This is a genomic window from Thalassobacillus sp. C254, from assembly GCF_001310615.1.
Genome location: NZ_BAXQ01000001.1, coordinates 22,583 through 43,547 on the forward strand (window position 1 = coordinate 22,583; position 20,965 = coordinate 43,547).

A 20,965-nucleotide genomic window follows, 5' to 3' on the forward strand; every position below is an offset into this window, starting at 1 on the left:
TCATTATGAAGTATATTCTCCCAAAAATCTAATAGTAGCTATTTCAAAACTCCTCTCCCTCATCGTATTTCACCCGTTTCACCTTTCCCTGGTGCGTAATGATCTTGGTCTCTCCGTGGTCCGGTAGAGGAGTCAATTTAGCTTGTCCATTACATACCACAATGGCAAAAGAGGTGTTTTTTTCCATTATATCAATTTCTAGCTTGCCTGTAGCCGGATCTATTTCTAATCTTTCTAGTCTGTTCCCCATATAAGTATCCCCCTCGGACGTGTTATAATAGCAATAGGGTTAGTCGTTCCAAAGGGGACGACTTTTTTATAGCTTAAAAACCTTAGGTGTTAAAAGACTCTTAGCTTTCCTGCCTGCTACTCTTTTTGCAATGGAACCAGTACCTTCTTTTGCTGCTTGAACGTCCCCTGCCATTTGGGTAGCTTTATCAATTTTTCGACTCATTGCATCAACTGACTTCATGAATTTCATTGTCATCTTCTCCCTTCTCTTTTAATAAGCCCTGTACAACCTTCCACTGTCTGTGTTTAAGATGGGCATCCAGCAGAATCTCATGGATCAGCTCTTCGTCATCTAGTTCTAATCCAGTGCGTAAAGCTTCTTCATCGAACCATTTCGTATTAGTAGCACTAAACTTCACAAAATAAGATTGGGTGATCACTAGTTTGCCAAAACGGTAGTACGCTTCAACCTTGCCAATGAGAACCGTTCCTTTTTGGTTAAGATGATTAGAAATAACTCTGTCCCCGGGCTGGAACTTCAGTTTGACTTCCATCTTTCCCCCTCCTCATCCACCTTTTGAGCTTTCCTGTTTGTATTTCTTGAGCTTGTCCAGTTCGATCCATCCACCAAAACGCTGATCGAAAGTGATAACAGAAAGCTTGTTTGTATACCTCTTATGAAAGAGTTTTTTCTTTATCCTAAAATCAGTTGTTTCCACGCCTTTGACATCAACTGTTTCAATGCTGCCATCCTCATGCAGCACTTCAAAGTCAGCTACATATTCAATCTTTTGATAGGTGGTGCTGTCTTTCTTAAAAGCTTCTTGAAGTATGTATCTAGGTTGGAGGGTAAATTCTTTAATCTCACCATGAGCTTTTAACCAAAGCAGCTGCTGATAATACCTGGCTTCTAGTTTGCTATCAAATGTATGTCCATCTACAACCGTCCTCTTTGCCCTGTATTTGTTCTTTTTCTTTTTAAGGCTCTTACGGTATTCAGACGCCTTCATTCTCTCCATGCTGAGGCGTTTCCCCTTCCTGTTCTGTTTCCTTTTCGTCAGCCTGAGCCTTCTTCCAGCACTTAGGTCCATAACCACGTTCAAAACTCTTTTTATCTTTTAATGCTCGGCCGCATCTTCCGCACTCCATGAAAGAACCTCCTTCGCAGTTTCCCTCTAATAACCAGTAGCCTGCCGGCTCATGTTCTCAGCAAACTTCTCCTTGTAGCCTTCAATGATCTCTTCTTCACTGAATCCGTACATGATTCCAAGCCCCAGCAGATACTGCATCATGTTTTCATATCTTTCGATTAATAAGCTTTTTGGGATTTTAGGATCCCTGGCTTGAGCTAACTGAATGACTCTTTCTGCTAAGAGCAAGGTATGGGTTGTTAGGTCACTGCCTATGTGAGCCTTTACCAACCCAAGATGATAACCAATTTCTAAACCAAGAGATAATCCAAAGTGCAGAACATCTACGAATTCTTCTCTCAAGTCTTCTTTTGGTTTTTGGTTTGTACTCCAATATTTAAAATGCCTACTGGAATTGCTTGCTTCTCCAATTTCCACTAAGAGAGCCAGCACTTGATCTAAAAATAAGTCATCGTCAAAAAGGTTGTGTTCGTTTTTAATACGCTTGTTTAAAATCGCTTGCTTTGCGTATAGCTCTGATAATCTGATGATCATTTAGCAATCTCCTTTAGTTCCGGTAATCGAATGGCTTCACATTCTAATTCCTGTAGAGATAATTTTCTCAGGGACTTTCCATCCCTAGATTCATAGAATCCTTGTTTCTCCAGCTCATTAATTAAGCACAGCCGTCTTAGTTCCATGAAATTCCTCCTTCTCGTGCTATAGGTCCTATTTACTTTTCTAGCCCAAAAGATAAATTGGTTGATTAATTGTTTATTAAAAAAGGAATATAACCAATGTGTGAAACCCCAATAGACCTCGGACTAGGAGTAAAAATCCTGGTCCTTTTTTTACCCAATTATTCGTTCTAGCCTTTCAGCTTTATCTTTCCAATAGATCAGCTCATCCTCTGCTCGCCTGGCTCGTTGTTCTAGACATTCTACTTCTCTAACAAGAACAGGAACAAAATGTGACCAAACAGTCCCATTCTTGTATTCCTTTTTTATTGCTTCTATTTTTTCGCTCATTTCCTCACCCTCTCCCCGAATAATATGGCTATCAGATAAAGCAACGACGCTGCTACAAGTAAAGGAGCCGTGACATGTTTGGTAAGGTACATCCCCAGTTCAATCATCTTCCTCTCCTTCCTTATCCAACAGAAGAACATTTTGGTAATAAAATGGGTAAAAAAATATGAAGATGAAACCACAAAATTTTATGATATGTCGATTTAGGACGAATAATATCGAAACTGTTTCTTTGTAACGATGTTCTCCTTATACTGTTAGTTACGAATAACGACTAAGGTTATAGGCCAAAAATAAGGAGATAGATATGGTTTCGGCTGAAGAAATGGTTTTGTTTATAAAAGAAATTTATTTATTGATAAATGAATATAAAAGATGTAACGATGCACAGTTAAAAGAGTTAATTAAGGATGACATAATGTTTTTTAGTGAAATTCTGAAAATAGGTACATAACCATCAGTGAAATCTTAATTATCCAATAGCTTTGTCTTGGATAAGACCACGGCGCTTCATTTCTTCCTGGATCTGCTCTTGCAACCTGATCATCTGCTTTCGTCTGTTCTCTACCTCTGCTGGAGTCGTTTCCCTTGCAGGCATGTATGCAGCTGATTTTGGTACCATTTGGCTACCCCTTTCTCAAGCGCCAATCTTGGCCGACACATTCAATCAAATGGTTGTCTGAGCAGTTCCCGATCAATCGGCTGGCAGCTGCATAACCAATTCGTTCTGCCAATGTTCCCCTGTCTTCATTGCTGCTAAAATGATAGGCCTGTTTGCTCGATAGCGCTCATTTATAATTTTGTAGTACATGCTTTCTTTGGCTTCTGTCGGCTTTGATTTGCCGATATCGTCCAGATCAGAACATTGACAGTTAAGGCTTTATTGAGAAGCCGGTTAAAGGTTTCACTTTCGTCACTCAGCATTCTGGCTTGCATAAGCTCGTCCATGAAGGAAGTATCTGAAACCGTCACAGCAGTAAAGCCATTGTTTAGCAACCACTTTGCAGCTGCTATTTGTAAATGTGTCTTCCCAAGCCCGAAGCTGTTCTTCTCTTTTTTCACCTGAGATCTAACTGAGCTTTCAAGTTGACGAATGCGCTGTTCTCCAAATTCAGCTATGAAACCAAGGTTTGGATGCTCCCCCGTGTAGGTGTTTTCTTCATTGCTGAAAGCCTTTTTAAAACCTTGAAGATAGCTGCCGATGGACTCATATAACTGTTTTTGAAGCTCAGTTTCTTGCTTGTAATTATTAAACCTAGCGTCCTTAAATTCAGAAGGAATCATGGCACTCTTAAACCGGTTTTCCAGCTTTTGCTGTTCCCTGCACTGGCACTCTTTGCCTAAGCTGTTTCCTTTTTCGTCGTTGTAAAGGAGCCAGCCAGTATCTTTGCATTTAGTGCAGTTATAGTTAACCTCCCCAGGCTTCTCTGTCTGCTTCGAGTTGTTTAAATGCCTCTTCAACGCTTTGGCCTCTAGGTCGGCCATGACTTCTGCCATATTTGTGAACCGTGCCGCCATGCGTACTCTCCTTTCTCTCTTTTTGCTCATGATACTGATCAAAAAATGTAGCCAACACAGTATTCTAAGCTTTGGATATAGTCGCGGTTATGACGCGGTTGGTAGTTATTAAACTTTTCTTCCATCCAGCGAAAGGCGTCTTGGAGTGGAATGTTTGCCGAAAGAATGTCTTTAGCTGCTTGCCTATCTTTCTCAGCAACCATAAAGCCTCGGTTACGAAGTTTTACAAAGTGATCTAAAATCATTTGCTCTTGAGAAATGTGTGATATTTCGTCTGCGACAGCCGGCACGTCCTCAGACTCACCTTTAAGGTCGGTTAATGGCACCCCGTCACTTTTTTCTTCTGGCAAATTGTTTTCGCTCACGTGTGTGGTAGCAGCAGTAGTAGTAAAATCATTCTTAATACATTCTTTTTCATTCTTGTTTATATCCACGTCCTGTTCCCTTGCTGTTCCCTGAGTGTTACCTTCTCCCTCTTTCACTTGGTAAGAATCCCAATTTATCAAGGTTATTAGTGTGTACTGTCTGTTACCTTTACCTCTATCAATGGAAATCATTTCTTGTTTCTCTAACCACTCAAGGATCTTAGAAATGGTCTTGGGATTTGCTTCTTTCCAACTTGCTCTTTCATACCAGCCAGTTTCTTTTGCAATGTTCCTAACTGAAGTTAGATGCTGCCCAGCCTTGATGGTTAAAAAGCTGTCATCCAGAGGAATGCGATTTTCTTTATGATTCACTTTATATTTCAGATACTGCCAGACCCTATGGTAAAGGGGCGGCATCATCCATATGTCGCTGTCTAATTCCTTACGATAATCTTTGATGTACCCACTCAATGTCCGCCCCCTCCCTTTAGCTTGGGATTTCTCTCTTCCTTCCCGTTTCTCTATGCTCAAGATGTATAAGACCCTCACGATTCTTGCAGACAAGCCAGTTACGGGGGTTTAACCCAGCAAACACTAAGGCTTTCTTTTGGTTCCTTGTTGGCTTTTTACCTTGTTTCATTATTCTTCTCTCCTTCTCACAATGGCTTTCATCCCCTGGATCTTCACCAGTTCCATTTCCGGATAAGTTCTTTTCACATAACTTTCAACATAGTGTTTAAACAGGACACCTCTGTTTTCGTATCCTTTGGTAAGCCATACATAGCAGTAAGGGATAGTCACTGCATACGTCATGGTACATAAACGGCCTTTCCAGTTAGCTTCATGATCTCTTTCTTAAAAAGGTCCTCATCACTGTTACTGTCTGAAAGGTGCAGTAGCCATATTTCTTGTACCTTTGATAAGTCATTAGCTAGTAGGAATTCTTTGACGTTCTCCAGGCTAAAGTGAGAGCGCAGGAGACGCTTTTTCATAACTTGAGGAACTGAACCATTCAGAATGTTTTCATTAAGAATTTCAAGGGAATAATTCGCTTCAACAAGGATGTGGGTGAGCCCTTGAATCGGTATTTTACGTAATACGTATCAGTTGCAAATAAAAGCTTGTCCCCGACTTTATTTGTAAGGAGAAACCCTAATGGCTCTGAAACATCATGCTCCACGTCAAAGGGTAGGATAGTCCAAGTTCCTACTTGGAAGGCCTCTTTCACTTTGACGTTTTTTATTCTGTGACTGCTTACTCCAATGGCTTCTGCTGTGCCCTTGGACATATAACAATCAATGCCAGCTTTCATGACTTCTTTAATGGCTTTGCAGTGATCGTTATGCTCATGAGTGACTAAACAGGCGGCCACCTCTGACATCTTAAAATGAAGACCTTTTTGAATTTCTCTGTAACTAATGCCACACTCCAGCAGGATTGAGGTGCTACCGTCTGTCACCCGGTAGCAGTTCCCCTTACTGCTTGAGGCAAGAGCTTGTACCTCAATCAAAATCCTGGACCACCTTGAGCGACTGGCTCAGGATCTTTCTCCTCTTCTTTTGGCTCAGCGTTTACTTCCTGGTATTCCACATCGATATATTCTTTGTTAGCGTTTTGCTCTAACTCTTCTTCTAAAGCAGCTTCCTCTCTTACTTCATCCTGCCTATTGAAATGGTTAATAACTAAACTGCTGTCATCACTGGAGTTTAGGAACTTCTTGCATGCCCGATTAATCACTGTTTTCTTAGCCATTTCCTGCTTAAATTCATCATGAGTACTTCCTGCTTTTTCAACCTTCTGATCCTTGCCCCAAAACTGAGCTTTGGACCATGCCTTCCTTAGTTCCTCAATCGTCATCAACTCGTTATAAACGTTGTCATCAGATAAGACGATCGTGGCGTAAGCACCGATGATTTTTTCTTTATCGATGTTTCCGAATTTCTGTTTATGCTTTAGGTTGACGATCCGGCCATTCTCCATTTCATAATCCACTTCGTCACCGTCATATATAACAGCTGCATCAATGCTTTTTGCTCCAGTCACTTGTTTAGTAACTGCCATGGTGCCGAAGTAGGAACGCTGACAAACTAACTGGTTTCCATAAACAATGAAGTAAATTTGTTTTTTAGCCGGTGTTAGTCCTTGCACAACCATATCCAGGAGAGCGTTCGCTACACTATCTTTGGTACAAACTTCTAAAGCCGGTTTTTTGTTTCGGTCAACTGTACTTTGCAGAGTAAGCCAAGCAGATTTCATGGCATTTTCTGGACTGTAGTTAGCCGGGAAGTGCAGCTCTCCCTTTTCCTGAAACTCTTTCACCTTCCCTGCCACCACATCTACAGTGTCTTTCTTAATCAGTGCTAATTCATTTCTTTGTTCTGCCAATTAAATCGCCTCCTGTGCTGTTCTCTCTGCTTGTTCAACTCTCAGTGCCTTGTCCTCCTCGGAAACTATCAAACTAATAACCTGGGCCTTTGTATCAATTAATCTAGTAACGGCTTCAGAGTTATCTACAAAGATAGGAGCAGAGAATCCATAATGCTCAGAGAGTGTATTGATAATGTCCAGTCCTACATTGATACGAGCTGCGTTATTAAGACCGCCTGAGTAAGGAACGCCTTTATAAAGGGTCTCGCATGTTTCTTTTAGTCCATCGTTAATCTGAGTATCAAAGAGCTTGAACTGAGCGTATTGGAATTTAGAATTAATCTTTTCTTCCAGAAGGTTTACCTTGGTACGGATAAACTCTTCTGTGAGGTATAGTTGTTGTTCCAGTTGCTCAAATTCTGCAGCTAATTTTTTCTCCTGATCTGCTAGCTCTTGCATTCGTTTCTGAGCAAGGTTTTCCTGATTGAATTTTGATAAATCAAGTTCAAGCTTGTCCTTTTCTGCTTTGAGGTTCGTGATTTGATCTTTCACTTTAGAAGCTGACTCATCTACAGAACTACGTAACGCCTCGATAGACTTTTCAATGTTTTTTGCTTGTTCAACTTTTGTCCGGTAGCCTGAATTCTCCGTAATATCACTTGTCTTTTCTTCCAGTGCTTTGATTTCACTATCCAATGCAGTGATCTGCTCTTGTAACTCGGAAAGTTTTTTCTCTTTTTGAAGAGCTTCATCTTGCAGTTTGTCATTTTCAGCAACTAGCGTTTCACTCTTAGCTTTCAAGCTTTTGCCCTGGGCAACAATCCCCTCTAATGCTTCTGCTTTTTGAAGATTAAAGTTTGCCTTGGCTTTCTCATGGGCTTCTTTTAATTGTTCTTCTGGAAGGGATTGACCGCATGTAGGCAGTCTTTTTCATGAGAGTCTTCAAATTCCTTCTCGTTCACCTTGTGCCACTCACTGCGTAATTGATCGGCCCGTTTCTCATAATCGGCAATCAATTCACTGTTTCTCTGACGCTGATTCTTCTTTCGATCAATTTCATATTTAACGGAATCAACCTGGCCTTTCACTTGATACAATTCTTTTCGCATGGCGTTCACCTTGTCATGATTAGATGCCTGGTGCTCGTTCTTGATCTGAAGAATATCACCCTCAACTTCCCTCAGTTGTTTTTGTTTTTCTGAAACCTCTCCACCCGAGCGAATGCGATTCAATTCTTCTTCCTTATCTTCAATCGCCTTCTTTACATAGGTGAGATCATCATGAATGCTTTCTTCATCTAATCCTTCAACTTCAGGAATGGAGCGTTGAACCTCATCAATTCTTACCGGGATCCGGTCAAGTTCTTTATTAATCTCTGCTCGTTTGGAAGCAATGACTTTTCTATGGTCTTCTATGCTTCTTCCAGATAAAATGCCTGGTAACTCTATCAGCTTTCTGTCACTCTGAATGACTTCTTCATCTGTAATATCTCCGCAGACTTCAAGAAGAATATCCCGTCTTTTTTGCCAATGCAGCTGTTCATTGAAAAAACTTGGGGAGGTTAATAGTTTAAAGACATCTTCATCAATGATTTGTGCTACTTTGTCCGTGTACTCTTTCTTCTTAACCGGCACGCTGTTCACATAGTAATCCGTGGTATGGCCTGAGAAGGTGCGTTCAGCACTCCCTCTTTTCTTTGTCCACTTTTCAGAGAAAACTTTACGAAGTGTTGTTTCCTTACCGTCTACTAGGAAAGTTCCTTCTACTTCATGCTCCTGGCCGTGAATCTCTTCCCCTGCTACCGTTACCGTTTTAAGCTGGAAGTCTTTCTTGTTATGGCTGTCTTTATCAAACAGTAGCCAGTTAAACCCATCAAAGAGTGTGGTCTTTCCTGTAGCATTGTCCCCAAATACTTTTAAGCTTTCCCCATCGGCTTGTAGGATAAATTCTTTAATTCCTTTAAAGTTTCGTAACGCAAGCTTTTGAATTAACATTTCTTTCATGTTTGTCCCTCCATTTGATTTTTTTGAGGGGGTCAATTACAATGTGAGTAACTCGTTTAGGAATTCACCCCCAGTAAAGTCGATCAGACGGCAATCTGATTGGCTTTTTTTATTTCTACATATATTCTTTTGACTGTTTGTGGACTGAAGCATAACCTGTAGGCTACACGGTTTATACCGTTGTCATAACCAATACGAATAGATAAAACGTCAATGTGATTGATAATATAAAATTCAAGCTCCTCTTTTTCCAACTCTTACTGCACCTCCTGTTTTTCCATTTCTTCTTTAATGGCTCTAGCTTCAATTAAGAGGTCTGTTGTTTTGTACTCCATTTTTTGAAGTTCCCTAATCACTGTATCCAACCGATTTTTCAAGTCTTCCAACACTCTCACCTCCTTATATAGCTTTTGCATGAAGTGGATGGTACTTCATTTGATGGGAGATCTTCTTTTCTTCAATGCGGTCTGCTAACTGAGTTAATTGCCTGGAATGGTTGAATGTCTGAGCTTTCTTCCTAAGTGAAATCACAATGATGATAGCTTCCATGCTGTCTATTGATTTACCAGCAGCTGCTTTGCTAAGAGCAATCGTTGTTAAAGAGGGAGATACTTCTATCACTTCTTTAGTTTCCTTCATGCTGATACAACTGCAGCCTTCTCTGCTTGGTTTAAATTCAATTCAAATTTCATTTCATAACCCCCAATTGTTTTAATCGTTCCTGATCTGTACGCTCTCTCATAAGCTCCTCATAATCACTGACCCTGTGAACAATGACTCCATTGTGTATAGCCCGGTTGATCCAGTCCGTTTCTACATAAGTTTGATTGAGATTCCACTCATTTTTCATGGCATGTAGTAAACACTTAGCTGCATGTTGGATGTCTAGAATTTGCCGGGCTATATCATTTTGAAGTTGTTCAGCGTCCCTCTGAGGAAGACCGGCCCACGAACGGAAACGTTGACTCATTCCCTTAATCTCATCAGCTGCTTTTTTCGCTTCATCCAATTCCTTTTCAAAGTTTGCTAGTTCAGCAGGAACGCTTTCCAGTAAGCGCGGATCCGTAGGAGGCAAGCCCAAACCGTAAATATGTTGAATTTGTTCTTTAGCGACTTCATCTTCCACTGCATCACACCATTCAAGACAGAGATCCAAAGGAGCTTGTGCCGTCCCGTCTTCGATGTTGGTTAGTCGTTTCTGGGTAATCCCTAAATGTTCAGATAACCACTTCTTGCTACGTCGTTCGGATTGACACGCTCGCTCCCTAGCAATTTTTAAGATGAGTGGTATCGCTGAGGGCTTGTACAATTGAGCCCCTCTCGTTTTGTTTGGCATTATGTTCGCTCCTGTTTATTTAGTTTTCAAAGTACAATGATCTTAGATAACTTGATTGGCTCCCTGTTGTAACCATTGAAAGAATGCGTCTCTAGGGACTCTTTTAGATTTACTATCCATTGGAATTAACAACCCAGAATGAGTCATAATTTCATAAGCATGACGCTTAGAAACTCTTGTGATTTCTGCCACGTCTTCAGCTCTCAAAACTAAAGGGTAGTCATCAATCGATTTTGTTTTGCTCATTTAATTCACCTCCTATTCGAATTCACTACCTTGCTGTTTTAGCAACATTGTTACTAAAAAAATAAATGTCATTTATTCGACACTTTAATTTCTTTGCAATAACAGGAACATGGTTTGCTTTAAAAGCATAGGTTCCATTTTCATATTTCATATAAGTTGAAGCATTCTTAAACCCTAATTCATAGGCCATTTCTTGTAAGGATATACCTAATTCATTTCTTCTTTCTTTAATAAATTTGTGGTTTAGTTTTTCCATGCTGTCTCACCTCCGAATTGCTGTTTTAGCAACCTTTGATTATTATATTACATTTCTATTTCAGCAATGTCAATAAATAAATTTCCAATTTAGCAATTTTATTTTTTCTATATTGGAAACGTGTTAAAATGTAATTGCTAAAATAGAAAGACGGGTGTTTATATGGACATAGGGCAACGTATTAAGAAGTTGAGAGAGAAAAGAGAATGGTCCCAACGTCATTTAGCAGACAAAGTAAATTTAAATTACAGCGTAATGAACAGAATAGAAGCTGGGAAACGAGCTGTTTCAGACGAGGAAATTAAGAAATTTGCTGATTCACTAGATACAACTAGCGACTATCTTTTAGGAAGAACAGAATATGACGGACCATATAAAACGGCTTTTGACGATCCTAATGCAACCGTTTTTGCTCGCCATGGCAAACCTCTAACAGATGATGAAAAAGAATACTTAGAAGAACAACTAAGATTGTATAGGCAGTCAAAAAAGAAATGGGGAAAGTAACCCCTTTTTTCTTTTAACCTATAGTAGGGTAAATATTCCTATATTAACTTAAAATGGTGAGAGACTATAGGATTATTAATATATTTTGGGGTCTTATAAATGAAGAAAGAGAAAGAGAAAAAACCTTTTTACAAACGATGGTGGTTCATAGTAATTGCTGTCATTGCCTTCTCTGGTGTCGTTAGCTCAATGAACGATGATGAGGAAGTTGCAACAGAGGAAGTAGAAGCGGAGGCAGAGGAAACAGCATCGGAAGAAGCCATTGAAGAGAATGAAGATGATTCAACTACTGGAGAAGACAACGATGTTGATAACGAAGAGACCATAGAAGAAGAAGTAAATGAAGAAGTTGAAGAGGAAGTTGTTCATGAAATCCCTGGGACACTAGGATACGATGCAGAAGAATTTGCTTCTAGATATAACGCAGCTTCTGAGGAACTCCAAGTAGGTTGGACTATCGATGAAATTAATGTTACTGAAGGAGAAGTGCAAGATGTATTCCAACATCAAATTACTCCTAACGTGATAATAAATGGAACTGTAAATAAAGCAGATGATTCTTTGAGAGAAGTTACCATGATTGCTCAAAGTGATGGTAGTGAAGATGCTGCCTATGACATCCTCTTTAACATGGGATTAATGATAATGGCAACCAACTGATTTAAATGAGAATGACCGGGGAGAGATTTTAGAGGATATAGGTTTTACCGAAGCTGATAGTTCTGAATTTAGCGGTGAAACTACTAGAGATGGATTAAGATACTCAATTGATATGTCAGAAATGCTAGGAATTATGTTTTTTATTTCTGATGAATCAGACCAATAAGCTTACTTGGGCTTTTCTTTCAACCATAAAAGCAAACATATGTTCTCTTTAAAGGGTGATTATTCATGCAACGTTACTTCTACTCTCATTTAGAAGATTGGGTCAGTGATTTATATATTAAAAATCAGATATATACAGCAAAAGAACTCTCAGTAGAAAACTTAGCTAATGTGTTTAATGTTGAGGTCATACCAAATGAAGAGGTTTCTGTTTGCCGTAACTCATATGGAGAAAGAATTATCTTTTTAAATATTAATCAAAATCCAGAGGAAATAAATGCAGATTTTTTTCATGAATTGGGTCACCTACTCAGACATGAAGGACACACAGAATATTTATATGAGGACTATACGAGATATTTAGAGTGGGACGCTCAAAGATTTGCTTATGTTGCTGCTCTTCCCTGGCATATTCTAAAACACTATAACCTTAATGATAGAAAAATTGTCAACAAGATATCCTCGGAGTTTTGCCTTCCTATCAATTTCACTGTCACTCGTTTATTTCAGATCAAAAGGAGGATGGAACCATGAAAGGATACTTTAGAAAAAGAGGCAGTAAATGGTCTTTTACAATAGACGCGGGCAAAGATCATCAAGGGAAGAGAAAACAAAAAACCATGACTGGCTTCAAAACAAAAAAAGAAGCACAAGCCGCAGCTGCAGAACTCATCAACAAAATTGAAAGGGGTACTTACTTAGAACCTAAGTCTACAACGGTAACAGAATTTATAGAGGAATGGTTAGAGGATGCTAAAAACAGGTTACGCCCTTCAGTGATCGAGAACACGAAAGTAGTTACAAACAAATGGATTATTCCTGATTTAGGCCGGCATAAACTAAAAGATTTAAAACCACATCATGTGAATAATTTGTATGCTCTGATGAAGTCCCATAACCTTTCTTCTGATTATATTCGTTACGCTCACTCCATATTAAGAAAGTCATTTAACACAGCAGTAAAGTGGCAAATCCTTGAAAGGAACATTATTGAGCTAGTGGATCCACCCCGACTGGAGACAAAAGAAATAGAGACATGGACTCGTGAAGAAGCCAATGCTTTTCTGGATGTAGCTAAGGAGGATAATCCTTTTTACTACATTATTTATGTACTAGCTATCTATACAGGAATGAGACGCGGTGAGATTTTAGGCCTACGCTGGAAGGATGTTGACCTTGAGGAAGCTTCACTAAGTGTAAGGCAAACATTGATTAAAGTTAATACACAACCAGTTTTTCAAGAACCAAAAACGAAAAAATGCCCGGCGCAGGATTTCCATTCCTTCTTTTGCAGTTGAAATGTTAAGTAAGCACCGTTCCCTTCAAAAACAAGCGAAACTAAAGTTTGGCTCTGCTTATCAAGATCATGGCTTGGTGATTTCTACAGCTGACGGCAAACCAATTCGTCCAGATAATCTAAGGAGGCATTTTCTAAGATTAATTGAGTTGGCAGATGTGCCGAGGATTCGTTTCCATGATTTAAGACACACGCATGCTACCCTCCTCCTTCAGATGGGTGAGCACCCTAAAATTGTTTCAGAACGATTAGGGCATAGTAAGGTGAGTGTCACACTGGATGTTTATAGCCACGTCATTCCAGACATGCAAAAAAGGACAGCAGATGCTTTTGAAAAATCTATGTTAGAGTCCAGAACCCGCAAAGAAATTTGACCACATTCTGACCACATTCTAACCACGTTTGACCACATAAATGACCACGCACTTTATTCTTTAAGTTCACAAGGTGCATTATGAGTAAATATGAAATGTTGATTTATAGCACCCTGAGAGCATTAGTTCACAGGTACATTGGGCTGAAATACCGCAAATTAGATTGACAGGGTGGAGGTCACTGGTTCGAGACCAGTACGGGACACCATACATAAACTACTCAACCCCTTGGATTCCATGGGGTTTTCTTTTTGTCTTAATTAATTTCTTGCCTAGCTATAATGACTCCTTCTCCATATGGTATTAGAATTATTTTTTTCCGCGCTCATCGTCCTTGATCTGTTCAAAGTATTTAAAGTTATGTGAATCAAACTAACTCTACGAGAAGAGCCTGAAAGCTTGTCTTGGTTATAAACTACTACTAAATGGTTCTGGATCCCGGGAAGTAGCTAAATAGTCAGCATAACGAAAAACACCCGCAGTCGTTTTAGATGACCGGGGCGTGCCCTCATTTACTTCCAGAGTATGATCATAAGGAGCTTGAATAATCTGCAGCTGCTTAGGCGAAAAGGTGATAGACATTATTCCTCACCCTTCCTAGCTTGAATAAGTGCTTCAAGAAGACTGGTATCTTTCTTAGTGCCTTTAATAAGCTTAGGTCGCTCTTCAATAAACTCAGTCTCTTACTTAGTCTTATCAAGAGTCGCTTTCATTCTTTCAGCCTGCAACATTCTTTCATCCCCCTCATGAACCATTTTATTAAACTGCTTGAGCATCCCTCTAAGCTCTCCCATCTCCCTTCTTTGAGAGTTCAAAAAGGTGGGTTGACGATCGAATTCCCATTCGGTTTCAAAACTGCTTGAAGTATCTCTCCAGCTTTCTTTTTCTTTCTTAATTTCCTTAATCATTTCATCTTTTGACTCAACAAACATGATCTGTTGAGTTCTCATGATAGAAGCAAACTGTAATTCTATATTCATCCAAAGAATATCAGCAGGTGAGACCTCACCCATCTGATTTACTATCCTAATGTTTCGTCTGGAAGAAACTTAGAGAATAATCCATGCTTTACAGCGTTGGTGTTTTTTGGTGGAGCGCCGTGACCTTTAGCATTGATGTTGCCAGGCTGTCCATCCTTCTTTTTTGTGTGCACACTTTGGGTGCACCCTTTTCTCTTGTCCATTCATAACGTCTCTTCCAGAACTTACGGTGTTAATCGAAACGCCATACTTCCCAGCTATCTCTTTATATTTCATGCCAGCAAGATAATCCTGCTCATTCAGCTTTCTTATGATTGTCGGCCACTACTCTCACCCACCCCCACCATTCGGTTCGTTTGTTTTGGAGAATAAAAAAAGCACCCCGTAGGGCGCTCAGGGCGCTCACGAAAACATTTGGTAAGTGTCGGTAACATATTTCATTAATTTCCCCATTGTTTCTACATCTCCAGTAAAGTTTCTTGCTTTATCTAGTAACTGCCTATATTTCGTTTTGGCTGTTTCCTCATTAGGTGATGCTGCTAATTCTAGTATCCCTGTATGAATTTCTAAAATCTCTTGTTGGAATTCTCGGTTTTCAACTAATAAGTCTCTCATCTCTTGCAAGTAGGCTGTATTAGCTTCAATATTTTTTAGGGTATTTAATACATCTAGTTGATACCTTTCTTTCTTTTGTTTTTCATACTCTTCTTGTTTGGCCTGCTCTTCCCAAAATTGTTCAAAGGCTTGCAAACTGCTTCTATGATCAATTTCTAGACTTACCAGATCTTGTTTAGATTTTCTTACTAACCTCTCAGGATCAAAATTAAACTTAGATTTTTTATCCATTATGCTCACCCCTTGTAGCTCATTCTACTACAAAATGGAATTAGGTTTATATACTGTAAAACTCTGCCGCGCCGACCTCCCTCCCAGTGTACACACAAAAAAATTATTTCCGCAAAAAATCTTTTATATGACTCATTTGTACCAAATGTTCCAGAATTTCGTCTTTTATACGACTGACTGTAGAAATGGTCATGCCTAATACTTTTCCAATTCCTCTATAAGTAAAGCCAATCATGAGGAGATCTAAGACAGCCTGTTGCTTTTCAGTGGGAAGAGAAGAGGCGTCTTTATCAATGGCTTCCACTTTCCCCTTCATTCGTTCCAGTCGTTTCATTCGCCTGGCATCCATCATTTCTTGGTACTCTTCTGCATGATAATTCGTTCCTTGAGCTTTAGGCATAGCAACCTCTAATCCATACTGACTGACAAGACTAGAGGGGGCTGACTTAGAACTATATAGCATCTTTTGCAACCTCTCAATCTCATGGACCATCCACTGATAATCTTTAATTACCTCATCTATTTCTTCTCTGAGGTTATCCATGTTCATTGTCAGCACCCCTTTTATTTTTGTCTAATAGCCCCGCCTCTGCCTCTCGAGTAAGTCTCTCTGTTCATTCCCATCAGACTCTTTATGTCATGGCTAGATAAGATTTCTTTCTTGCTCTTTTTCCTTTTAGACTTTTTCTTCTTCGCTTTTTTTGGTGGCTCTATGTTTAACTGTTTTGCAGCTGCAGTTAACTGTTCTTGCAATGTCGGTTTCATCCCCACAACCCCGTTTCTATATTTGACTGAGGATCCGCGTATCATTGGTTTGCGATTCATGACCTGGTTAGGTTTACCTATCTTCAGAGGCATGGAGTAGTATTGTTTGTTTTCTTGATAGTGAACATTTTGCTTGCAGCTATCGAAGTTGTCTCTTATAATGCGCGTCATTTCTTCAATAAAACCAGACATCGTTTCAACAATTTGCTTCCAGCTTCCTTAATCGCCTCTATGTTCATTCCAGTATGGAAAAGGATTAAATCTTCATACTGCCTCTCCATACTTGTTCCTTCATCCCACATGAGCTTTTCATTAAAGACACACTTCACTGGTATCACCCTCTCTTTTTTAAAAAAAGGACACCAACTCTAGAGCTACTCTGAATTTAATCAGAAATACTCTAAAGCTAGCGTCCTCCAGATGGCTGGTAGAACTTGTTTTATTCTGTAAAAATAACTTCAAAACTACGTTTCATGGTCCCAAGTAAAAGAGAAAACTCTTCATATGGTCTTAATATTGTCTGTACAATTTGATATGAAAAATGAAAAGCCATATATAGCAAATTAATTATTGATGAGTCATATGTTGGTGTTATTTGGGGGTTGTTACCTTTTTTAAAAATGGGTGTTATTGCTGATGATCATGTGAGACTAAAGAGAAACTCCCATATAATTCTTCATACTCCATATCCATGCCCACATGTTTTGCTAATTGCCTTAGATTTGCACTTTTCTTGGTGCCTTTAAGGAAGTTCTGTTTAAAATACTTAGAGTACCAACTTTTATACTCATCATAGTTGTTTTTTACTCGTTTGTAATTTTTCCTGATATACACTTTCTGTTCTTCTGGAAGGTCATGTTTGTCCATTCTTTTGTATTGTTCAATAAACTTTGCTTCTTCATAAATTTTTATTCTTTTATCAAAATCTTGATAAATAAACTTTACATTTACAGTAGTCTCAAATAACACCCTAATTAAAGGAATTGCTGCTACTTGATATCCTTGTTCTAAACAAGAAATTATACCGCCCAAATCATGGTACACCTTAGTAAAAATATTTTTTACTTCTTCATGTTCATGATCAATAACTCCTTTTTCAGCTATGAAACTTAGCAGTAATTGAAAGGATTTCAAAAAATAAATTTTTTCATCATACTGTTCCGCTCCTTGCTCTTGGACCTTTTTCATTATTGATTCTATCTTAGTTTTATAACTTAAAAACTCATTCTCTAAATTTTGAAACCTTTCAAGTTCCTCTTGAGTTATCTCTCTCAAAACTCCTCCCCCTCGTCGTATTTCACCCGTTTCACCTTTCCCTGGTGCGTAATGATCTTGGTCTCTCCGTGGTCAGGTAGAGAAGTTAATTTAGCTTGTCTATTACATACCACAATGGCAAAAGAGGTGTTTTTTTCCATTATATCAATTTCTAGCTTTCCTGTAGCTGAATCTATTTCTAATCTTTCTAGTCTGTTCCCCATATAAGTATCTCCCTCGGACGTGTTATAATAGCAGTAGGGTAAGTCGTTTCCGAAGGGGACGGCTTTTTTTATAGCTTAAAAAACTTAGGTGTTAATAGACTCTTAGCTTTCCTGCCTGCCACTCTTTTTGCAAGGGATCCAGTTATCCGGTGACTTAGTCGCAATAGTAGCCGCAGGGTGGCGGACAGCGCTACCCTGCAAACGGATGTCAAACGTTCCTTTGTAGACTACGAGAAGGGACGTTATTTTTATACTTGAAGGTAAACAAATTAAGACTTACAGAGCAGGTGTGGAGGAAAGGAAGCGAAACGTAGCGAACTGATCAAGGAATTTTACGAAGCTAAGGTTGCAGAGGACGATCGAATAGTATCTTAAATCAATACCCATCAAATATTAAGTATTTTAACGGATCGAAGGTACATACAAAAAGAAAGTATAGATGCGATAGATATTTCGCTTATTAGTCATTATATTCGCTATATGAAAGAAGAACGCGTGTATTCGACGGATATAAATATAAGTCAGAAGTTGTTGAAACGGTATGTTTAAAACGATCTACAATTAATACCCTTTTAAAAACCTTGCGGGCGTTTTTCAAATACTTAACGGAAAAGAATAATGTTACGTCATCCGATGGAAAAGATTAAAAAGCTTTATGTCTTAATGAACGTCCTTTTAGACAGAATGACTAGAATTTTTGATACCTTATCGTTAAAGGCAACAAATATAAAAATTTCTAGCTCCGTCCTTGTGTTTGAAGCAGATAAAACGAAAAGTAAGAAGGGTCGCTTCATTCCGTAAAGGAGGTTACAGTTAAAAAGACGTTGAAGAAGCTTGCGTAAATAGCCGGATCAGTTATTTGGCTCAAATAAAAATACGCCCACAATGGGCGTATTTAGGAAAGTTTATTTAAGTGCTACTCTTTCGCCCCCAATCTCAATAAACCAATCGCCCTCACTAAACTTCTCTTTTGAAACCTCAAATACTTTAACGTCAGTCACGGAAATACCAGGATTTAAATCGCTAAGCACTTTAGAATCATTATCACCGGTCTCAACAGAATAATTGCCTGTAGAATCTATATCATAACTATATTCGGTTCCATTTTCATCAACTAACTTAGCTGTCGGAGTTGAAAAAGAACCAATCGGTTCATCAGAAATATTTTTGATAGTATACTGAATAGCAACTAAAGTCCCTCCCTCTGAGGCAGTATTATTAAAAAATTCATCCCCCACCTCATCTCGCTCTTCAAAATTTATTACAGTCACTTCTGTATCACCTAAATTAATGGCATCGTCTAAACTATATGTTACTTCTTCCGGTTCACTTTCCTCAGCTCCTACCTCTTCAGCATCTGTGGACTCCGTTGATACTGATACTTCCTCCCCACCCCCAGATGCAATCCCCATAATTCCAATCACAAATAATACCCCAAAAAATGACGTAATTTTATGTCTCATAAAAAAATTTCTTTGATCCTTGCCACAATTAGGGCATTTCTTTACACCCTTTGCAATTTCTTGCTCACACGCTTTACAGCTAACTAATTTAGACATACAGCTTCCCCCCTCTTTTTTATAGACTAACTATATACTAAATTGGTATTTTTTTCTATTATTTATCATTAATTCCTTTGAGTTACGTGACTATTTACCTCATCCTTTAGACTTTCGTATTTTATTTTCAATCCAAAAGTTGTTTAGATAAATAGTGAAGACAAGCTATACGATGAAAAAGCGTACACGATACAACAAGAAAAGTAAGAAAAACATAAAAAGGAAGGACGTTTTTTTAAAATTATTATCACATCCGGAATGATTAAGCTTAATAAGTACTTTTTTAGACTTTCTTTGGAATCATCTATACAAATTTGCTTTATAATTCTTTTTTGCTTTTATCATTTTTATATATTTTATAAATACGGGCCATATAAAATTAACCTCCAGTTCTCGTTATAAAAACGCAGTAATAAATGATAGAGGTTATATTAGCGAACACGAGTACGGTCGAAAAGCGTCCCCTCCCCCGTCCTCTTCCCTCTACATGAGCGGTTTCCTCCGTTACCTACCGTTTCCTTTCTCGTTTCTATATCATAGTTTCCTTATTGATAAATTATACCGTTTTAAATACGAATACTTTATCAAGTAATTCGGAAAGGAAGCGAAACAAATGCAACTACGTTACGCAAGAGTATCAGTTGCGAATGAATCTCTCTATATACAGTTCGATTCATTAAAGAAAGAAGTCTGCGAGAATATATTTACCAAAAAGATTAGTGGGATGAAAGACGATCGATCGAAGCTCGACGAATTCCTTTGCGTGGGAAGGTGAGGCAAGTTGTTTACAAACTAGATCGGTTAGGTCGCATATGAGGCGGCTTTAAGACCTGGCAGAGGATCTAGAGCAACATAGAACTCATATCGATTACCGCCCCGCATAGATACGTCTAGCCAGCAAAGTAAGGGCATGTTTCATAGGTTTATGATCCTTGCAGAAATGGAGCGTGACCCTGCTGCCATGGGGCAAGATTGTAAAGAATGATCCACAGAATTCATCAAGCAATGGATCAATAAAAGAAACAGTTATTACGTTTCTCAATGAAAAAAGACAGGTTTCCCCTGTCTCTTCAACCTGTATTCTCTTCTTTTTCAATAACCTCCATGGCTATTTTCCGTTCCGCTTTAAAGAACATTTTTTGTATCCTTTTATCTACCTTTTCCCGAATTCTCATAAGGTTCCCCTCTCCTACAAGAATGGTGTGAAAGATTAATAACGTTTCATCTTCTTCTTCATCAATATCCAGCATAAGCATTTGGAATTCACCCGAATGCTGCACCTGCTCTGATACTTCCTGAACAGTCTGTGAAATATTAATCGGTCCATCCCAATCCTTTTTGCGGAAAGTTTCTTCATACACCACGTATAAACTTCTCGCTTGTTTACAAAAGTATAAAGAATCTGCTTTTTGTATGGTTATGCTGTCAGCAGGATAAATCCACTCAAAACCAATGTTGTCTGGTAAGTCAATCACTTCTATATATTCATGCTTTCCTGCCTCCAGACAAAAGACAGGGATGATCTGCTTTCCTGTGACATCAGGCCTCTCTGATCCTTTTTTTAAGGCCCCGCCATGTAAATATACATCACCATTAATGACTTGGAACATATACGCCACCTCCTGCCTACAGCTCTTCCCAAACAATCAGTTTTTATACTATATCCTCTTGAAAGCCAGGAGCCAGGAACAGTTATTTGTAATATCCCTGTTGACGAAATGTACGAGGGGAGAATCCCCCATACTGAACATCACTGTGCCACTTTCATTTGACACCCTGAACCTCCCAAATAAAAAAACCTATGTTAGATTATCTAACAATGTCGTTGCAAACACTTTCCATAGTCTTTAAGAT

General features: G+C 38.9%; 40 protein-coding genes and 1 pseudogene. 6 read left to right on the plus strand and 35 right to left on the minus strand.

From position 1 onward, the window contains the following. Positions 1–43 precede the first annotated feature (43 nt). From JCM19033_RS00170 to JCM19033_RS00230, 23 genes and pseudogenes are all read right to left on the minus strand, one after another. Entirely contained in the window at positions 44–250 is a 207-nt protein-coding gene (locus JCM19033_RS00170; protein WP_054634832.1) for an XtrA/YqaO family protein, read from the minus strand. Positions 251–316: 66 nt separating this feature from the next. Further along, positions 317–454: a hypothetical protein gene (locus JCM19033_RS22935; RefSeq protein WP_198153366.1), complete on the minus strand. Its 138-nt coding sequence runs from the start codon at positions 452–454 to the stop codon at positions 317–319. A gap of 4 nt (positions 455–458) precedes the next feature. Beyond that, positions 459–785 (minus strand): hypothetical protein, encoded by a 327-nt coding sequence (locus JCM19033_RS00175; RefSeq protein ID WP_054634833.1) that lies wholly within the window; start codon positions 783–785, stop codon positions 459–461. 12 nt (positions 786–797) lie between these two features. Next, entirely contained in the window at positions 798–1,241 is a 444-nt protein-coding gene (locus JCM19033_RS00180) for a DUF1064 domain-containing protein (RefSeq protein ID WP_054634834.1), read from the minus strand. Then, positions 1,228–1,380 carry a DUF6011 domain-containing protein gene (locus tag JCM19033_RS22940; RefSeq protein WP_157049670.1) on the minus strand — a complete coding sequence of 51 codons (153 nt, stop codon included), beginning with the start codon at positions 1,378–1,380 and terminating at the stop codon, positions 1,228–1,230. Before JCM19033_RS22940 ends, JCM19033_RS00180 begins: the two co-directional genes overlap by 14 nt. A 26-nt stretch (positions 1,381–1,406) precedes the next feature. Further along, positions 1,407–1,916, minus strand: coding sequence for a dUTP diphosphatase (locus tag JCM19033_RS00185; RefSeq protein WP_054634835.1), 510 nt, complete (start codon positions 1,914–1,916; stop codon positions 1,407–1,409). After that, on the minus strand, positions 1,913–2,062 hold the full coding sequence (gene fbpA / locus JCM19033_RS22945; RefSeq protein WP_157049671.1) for a Fur-regulated basic protein FbpA: 150 nt from the start codon (positions 2,060–2,062) through the stop codon (positions 1,913–1,915). The genes JCM19033_RS00185 and fbpA overlap by 4 nt, the downstream gene beginning before the upstream one ends. A 150-nt stretch (positions 2,063–2,212) precedes the next feature. Beyond that, complete coding sequence (locus JCM19033_RS22950; protein WP_157049672.1) at positions 2,213–2,389, minus strand: hypothetical protein; 177 nt, start codon at positions 2,387–2,389, stop codon at positions 2,213–2,215. 472 nt (positions 2,390–2,861) lie between these two features. Next, entirely contained in the window at positions 2,862–3,011 is a 150-nt protein-coding gene (locus JCM19033_RS22955; protein WP_157049673.1) for a hypothetical protein, read from the minus strand. A 170-nt stretch (positions 3,012–3,181) separates the two neighbouring features. Next, positions 3,182–3,907, minus strand: coding sequence for a DNA replication protein (locus JCM19033_RS00190; protein ID WP_306301165.1), 726 nt, complete (start codon positions 3,905–3,907; stop codon positions 3,182–3,184). Between the two features lie 38 nt (positions 3,908–3,945). Next, positions 3,946–4,743, minus strand: coding sequence for a hypothetical protein (locus JCM19033_RS23970; protein ID WP_054634836.1), 798 nt, complete (start codon positions 4,741–4,743; stop codon positions 3,946–3,948). A 16-nt stretch (positions 4,744–4,759) separates the two neighbouring features. Further along, the gene (locus JCM19033_RS23975; RefSeq protein WP_198153367.1) at positions 4,760–4,912 is read right to left on the minus strand and encodes a hypothetical protein; all 153 of its coding nucleotides are present in this window, start codon (positions 4,910–4,912) and stop codon (positions 4,760–4,762) included. After that, positions 4,912–5,085, minus strand: a complete 174-nt coding sequence (locus JCM19033_RS22965; RefSeq protein WP_157049674.1) for a hypothetical protein — start codon at positions 5,083–5,085, stop codon at positions 4,912–4,914. Before JCM19033_RS22965 ends, JCM19033_RS23975 begins: the two co-directional genes overlap by 1 nt. Continuing rightward, positions 5,082–5,782, minus strand: a pseudogene (locus JCM19033_RS00200) (MBL fold metallo-hydrolase). The gene JCM19033_RS22965 and the pseudogene JCM19033_RS00200 overlap by 4 nt, the downstream one beginning before the upstream one ends. Then, positions 5,779–6,657, minus strand: coding sequence for a recombinase RecT (locus JCM19033_RS00205; protein WP_054634837.1), 879 nt, complete (start codon positions 6,655–6,657; stop codon positions 5,779–5,781). Before JCM19033_RS00205 ends, JCM19033_RS00200 begins: the two are co-directional and overlap by 4 nt. Then, positions 6,658–7,440: a hypothetical protein gene (locus tag JCM19033_RS24720; RefSeq protein WP_269757882.1), complete on the minus strand. Its 783-nt coding sequence runs from the start codon at positions 7,438–7,440 to the stop codon at positions 6,658–6,660. 83 nt (positions 7,441–7,523) lie between these two features. Next, positions 7,524–8,642 (minus strand): AAA family ATPase, encoded by a 1,119-nt coding sequence (locus JCM19033_RS24725; protein WP_269757883.1) that lies wholly within the window; start codon positions 8,640–8,642, stop codon positions 7,524–7,526. 83 nt (positions 8,643–8,725) lie between these two features. After that, on the minus strand, positions 8,726–8,896 hold the full coding sequence (locus tag JCM19033_RS24730; protein WP_157049675.1) for a hypothetical protein: 171 nt from the start codon (positions 8,894–8,896) through the stop codon (positions 8,726–8,728). A gap of 3 nt (positions 8,897–8,899) precedes the next feature. Then, on the minus strand, positions 8,900–9,028 hold the full coding sequence (locus JCM19033_RS24735; RefSeq protein ID WP_269757884.1) for a hypothetical protein: 129 nt from the start codon (positions 9,026–9,028) through the stop codon (positions 8,900–8,902). Positions 9,029–9,041: 13 nt separating this feature from the next. After that, positions 9,042–9,281 (minus strand): hypothetical protein, encoded by a 240-nt coding sequence (locus tag JCM19033_RS00215; protein WP_054634838.1) that lies wholly within the window; start codon positions 9,279–9,281, stop codon positions 9,042–9,044. A 49-nt stretch (positions 9,282–9,330) separates the two neighbouring features. Then, entirely contained in the window at positions 9,331–9,978 is a 648-nt protein-coding gene (locus JCM19033_RS00220) for a hypothetical protein (protein ID WP_054634839.1), read from the minus strand. 42 nt (positions 9,979–10,020) lie between these two features. Then, positions 10,021–10,224, minus strand: a complete 204-nt coding sequence (locus JCM19033_RS00225) for a helix-turn-helix domain-containing protein (protein ID WP_054634840.1) — start codon at positions 10,222–10,224, stop codon at positions 10,021–10,023. Positions 10,225–10,249: 25 nt separating this feature from the next. Then, entirely contained in the window at positions 10,250–10,480 is a 231-nt protein-coding gene (locus JCM19033_RS00230) for a helix-turn-helix transcriptional regulator (RefSeq protein ID WP_054634841.1), read from the minus strand. 162 nt (positions 10,481–10,642) lie between these two features. Here JCM19033_RS00230 and JCM19033_RS00235 point away from each other — a divergent pair, with 162 nt between their 5' ends. From JCM19033_RS00235 to JCM19033_RS27835, 5 genes are all read left to right on the plus strand, one after another. Continuing rightward, positions 10,643–10,987: a helix-turn-helix domain-containing protein gene (locus JCM19033_RS00235; protein ID WP_054634842.1), complete on the plus strand. Its 345-nt coding sequence runs from the start codon at positions 10,643–10,645 to the stop codon at positions 10,985–10,987. A 99-nt stretch (positions 10,988–11,086) separates the two neighbouring features. Then, positions 11,087–11,647 carry a hypothetical protein gene (locus JCM19033_RS00240; RefSeq protein WP_054634843.1) on the plus strand — a complete coding sequence of 187 codons (561 nt, stop codon included), beginning with the start codon at positions 11,087–11,089 and terminating at the stop codon, positions 11,645–11,647. 231 nt (positions 11,648–11,878) lie between these two features. Next, positions 11,879–12,346 carry an ImmA/IrrE family metallo-endopeptidase gene (locus JCM19033_RS00245; RefSeq protein ID WP_054634844.1) on the plus strand — a complete coding sequence of 156 codons (468 nt, stop codon included), beginning with the start codon at positions 11,879–11,881 and terminating at the stop codon, positions 12,344–12,346. Continuing rightward, entirely contained in the window at positions 12,343–13,110 is a 768-nt protein-coding gene (locus tag JCM19033_RS00250) for an Arm DNA-binding domain-containing protein (protein ID WP_374701183.1), read from the plus strand. Before JCM19033_RS00245 ends, JCM19033_RS00250 begins: the two co-directional genes overlap by 4 nt. 1 nt (position 13,111) lies before the next feature. Continuing rightward, positions 13,112–13,483, plus strand: a complete 372-nt coding sequence (locus JCM19033_RS27835) for a tyrosine-type recombinase/integrase (protein WP_374701184.1) — start codon at positions 13,112–13,114, stop codon at positions 13,481–13,483. Between the two features lie 408 nt (positions 13,484–13,891). Here the strand turns inward: JCM19033_RS27835 and JCM19033_RS22975 are convergent, their stop codons facing one another. The 10 genes from JCM19033_RS22975 to JCM19033_RS00290 form a co-directional block, all read right to left on the minus strand. Then, the gene (locus tag JCM19033_RS22975; protein ID WP_304650816.1) at positions 13,892–14,065 is read right to left on the minus strand and encodes a hypothetical protein; all 174 of its coding nucleotides are present in this window, start codon (positions 14,063–14,065) and stop codon (positions 13,892–13,894) included. Positions 14,066–14,166: 101 nt separating this feature from the next. Next, positions 14,167–14,496, minus strand: coding sequence for a hypothetical protein (locus tag JCM19033_RS26930; RefSeq protein WP_306301166.1), 330 nt, complete (start codon positions 14,494–14,496; stop codon positions 14,167–14,169). Between the two features lie 8 nt (positions 14,497–14,504). After that, positions 14,505–14,666, minus strand: coding sequence for a hypothetical protein (locus JCM19033_RS26935; protein ID WP_306301167.1), 162 nt, complete (start codon positions 14,664–14,666; stop codon positions 14,505–14,507). A gap of 199 nt (positions 14,667–14,865) precedes the next feature. After that, entirely contained in the window at positions 14,866–15,309 is a 444-nt protein-coding gene (locus JCM19033_RS00260) for a hypothetical protein (protein ID WP_054634845.1), read from the minus strand. 103 nt (positions 15,310–15,412) lie between these two features. Further along, entirely contained in the window at positions 15,413–15,859 is a 447-nt protein-coding gene (locus tag JCM19033_RS00265) for a hypothetical protein (RefSeq protein ID WP_054634846.1), read from the minus strand. A 14-nt stretch (positions 15,860–15,873) separates the two neighbouring features. Beyond that, positions 15,874–16,266 (minus strand): hypothetical protein, encoded by a 393-nt coding sequence (locus JCM19033_RS00270; protein ID WP_054634847.1) that lies wholly within the window; start codon positions 16,264–16,266, stop codon positions 15,874–15,876. Next, on the minus strand, positions 16,242–16,412 hold the full coding sequence (locus JCM19033_RS24740) for a hypothetical protein (RefSeq protein ID WP_269757885.1): 171 nt from the start codon (positions 16,410–16,412) through the stop codon (positions 16,242–16,244). The genes JCM19033_RS00270 and JCM19033_RS24740 overlap by 25 nt, the downstream gene beginning before the upstream one ends. 289 nt (positions 16,413–16,701) lie before the next feature. After that, a complete protein-coding gene (locus tag JCM19033_RS00275; protein ID WP_054634848.1) occupies positions 16,702–17,349 on the minus strand; it encodes a DUF5677 domain-containing protein in 648 nt (215 codons plus the stop codon). Beyond that, on the minus strand, positions 17,346–17,552 hold the full coding sequence (locus JCM19033_RS00280) for an XtrA/YqaO family protein (RefSeq protein ID WP_054634849.1): 207 nt from the start codon (positions 17,550–17,552) through the stop codon (positions 17,346–17,348). Before JCM19033_RS00280 ends, JCM19033_RS00275 begins: the two co-directional genes overlap by 4 nt. Positions 17,553–18,457: 905 nt before the next feature. Beyond that, positions 18,458–19,111 carry a DUF4352 domain-containing protein gene (locus tag JCM19033_RS00290; RefSeq protein WP_054634851.1) on the minus strand — a complete coding sequence of 218 codons (654 nt, stop codon included), beginning with the start codon at positions 19,109–19,111 and terminating at the stop codon, positions 18,458–18,460. A 613-nt stretch (positions 19,112–19,724) separates the two neighbouring features. Between JCM19033_RS00290 and JCM19033_RS27840 the strand changes: the two genes are divergently transcribed. After that, entirely contained in the window at positions 19,725–19,886 is a 162-nt protein-coding gene (locus tag JCM19033_RS27840; protein WP_083465186.1) for a recombinase family protein, read from the plus strand. A gap of 93 nt (positions 19,887–19,979) precedes the next feature. Here the strand turns inward: JCM19033_RS27840 and JCM19033_RS23980 are convergent, their stop codons facing one another. Next, on the minus strand, positions 19,980–20,153 hold the full coding sequence (locus tag JCM19033_RS23980; protein WP_198153368.1) for a hypothetical protein: 174 nt from the start codon (positions 20,151–20,153) through the stop codon (positions 19,980–19,982). Between the two features lie 28 nt (positions 20,154–20,181). Then, entirely contained in the window at positions 20,182–20,721 is a 540-nt protein-coding gene (locus JCM19033_RS00295; RefSeq protein ID WP_054634852.1) for a hypothetical protein, read from the minus strand. Between the last annotated feature and the right edge of the window lie 244 nt (positions 20,722–20,965).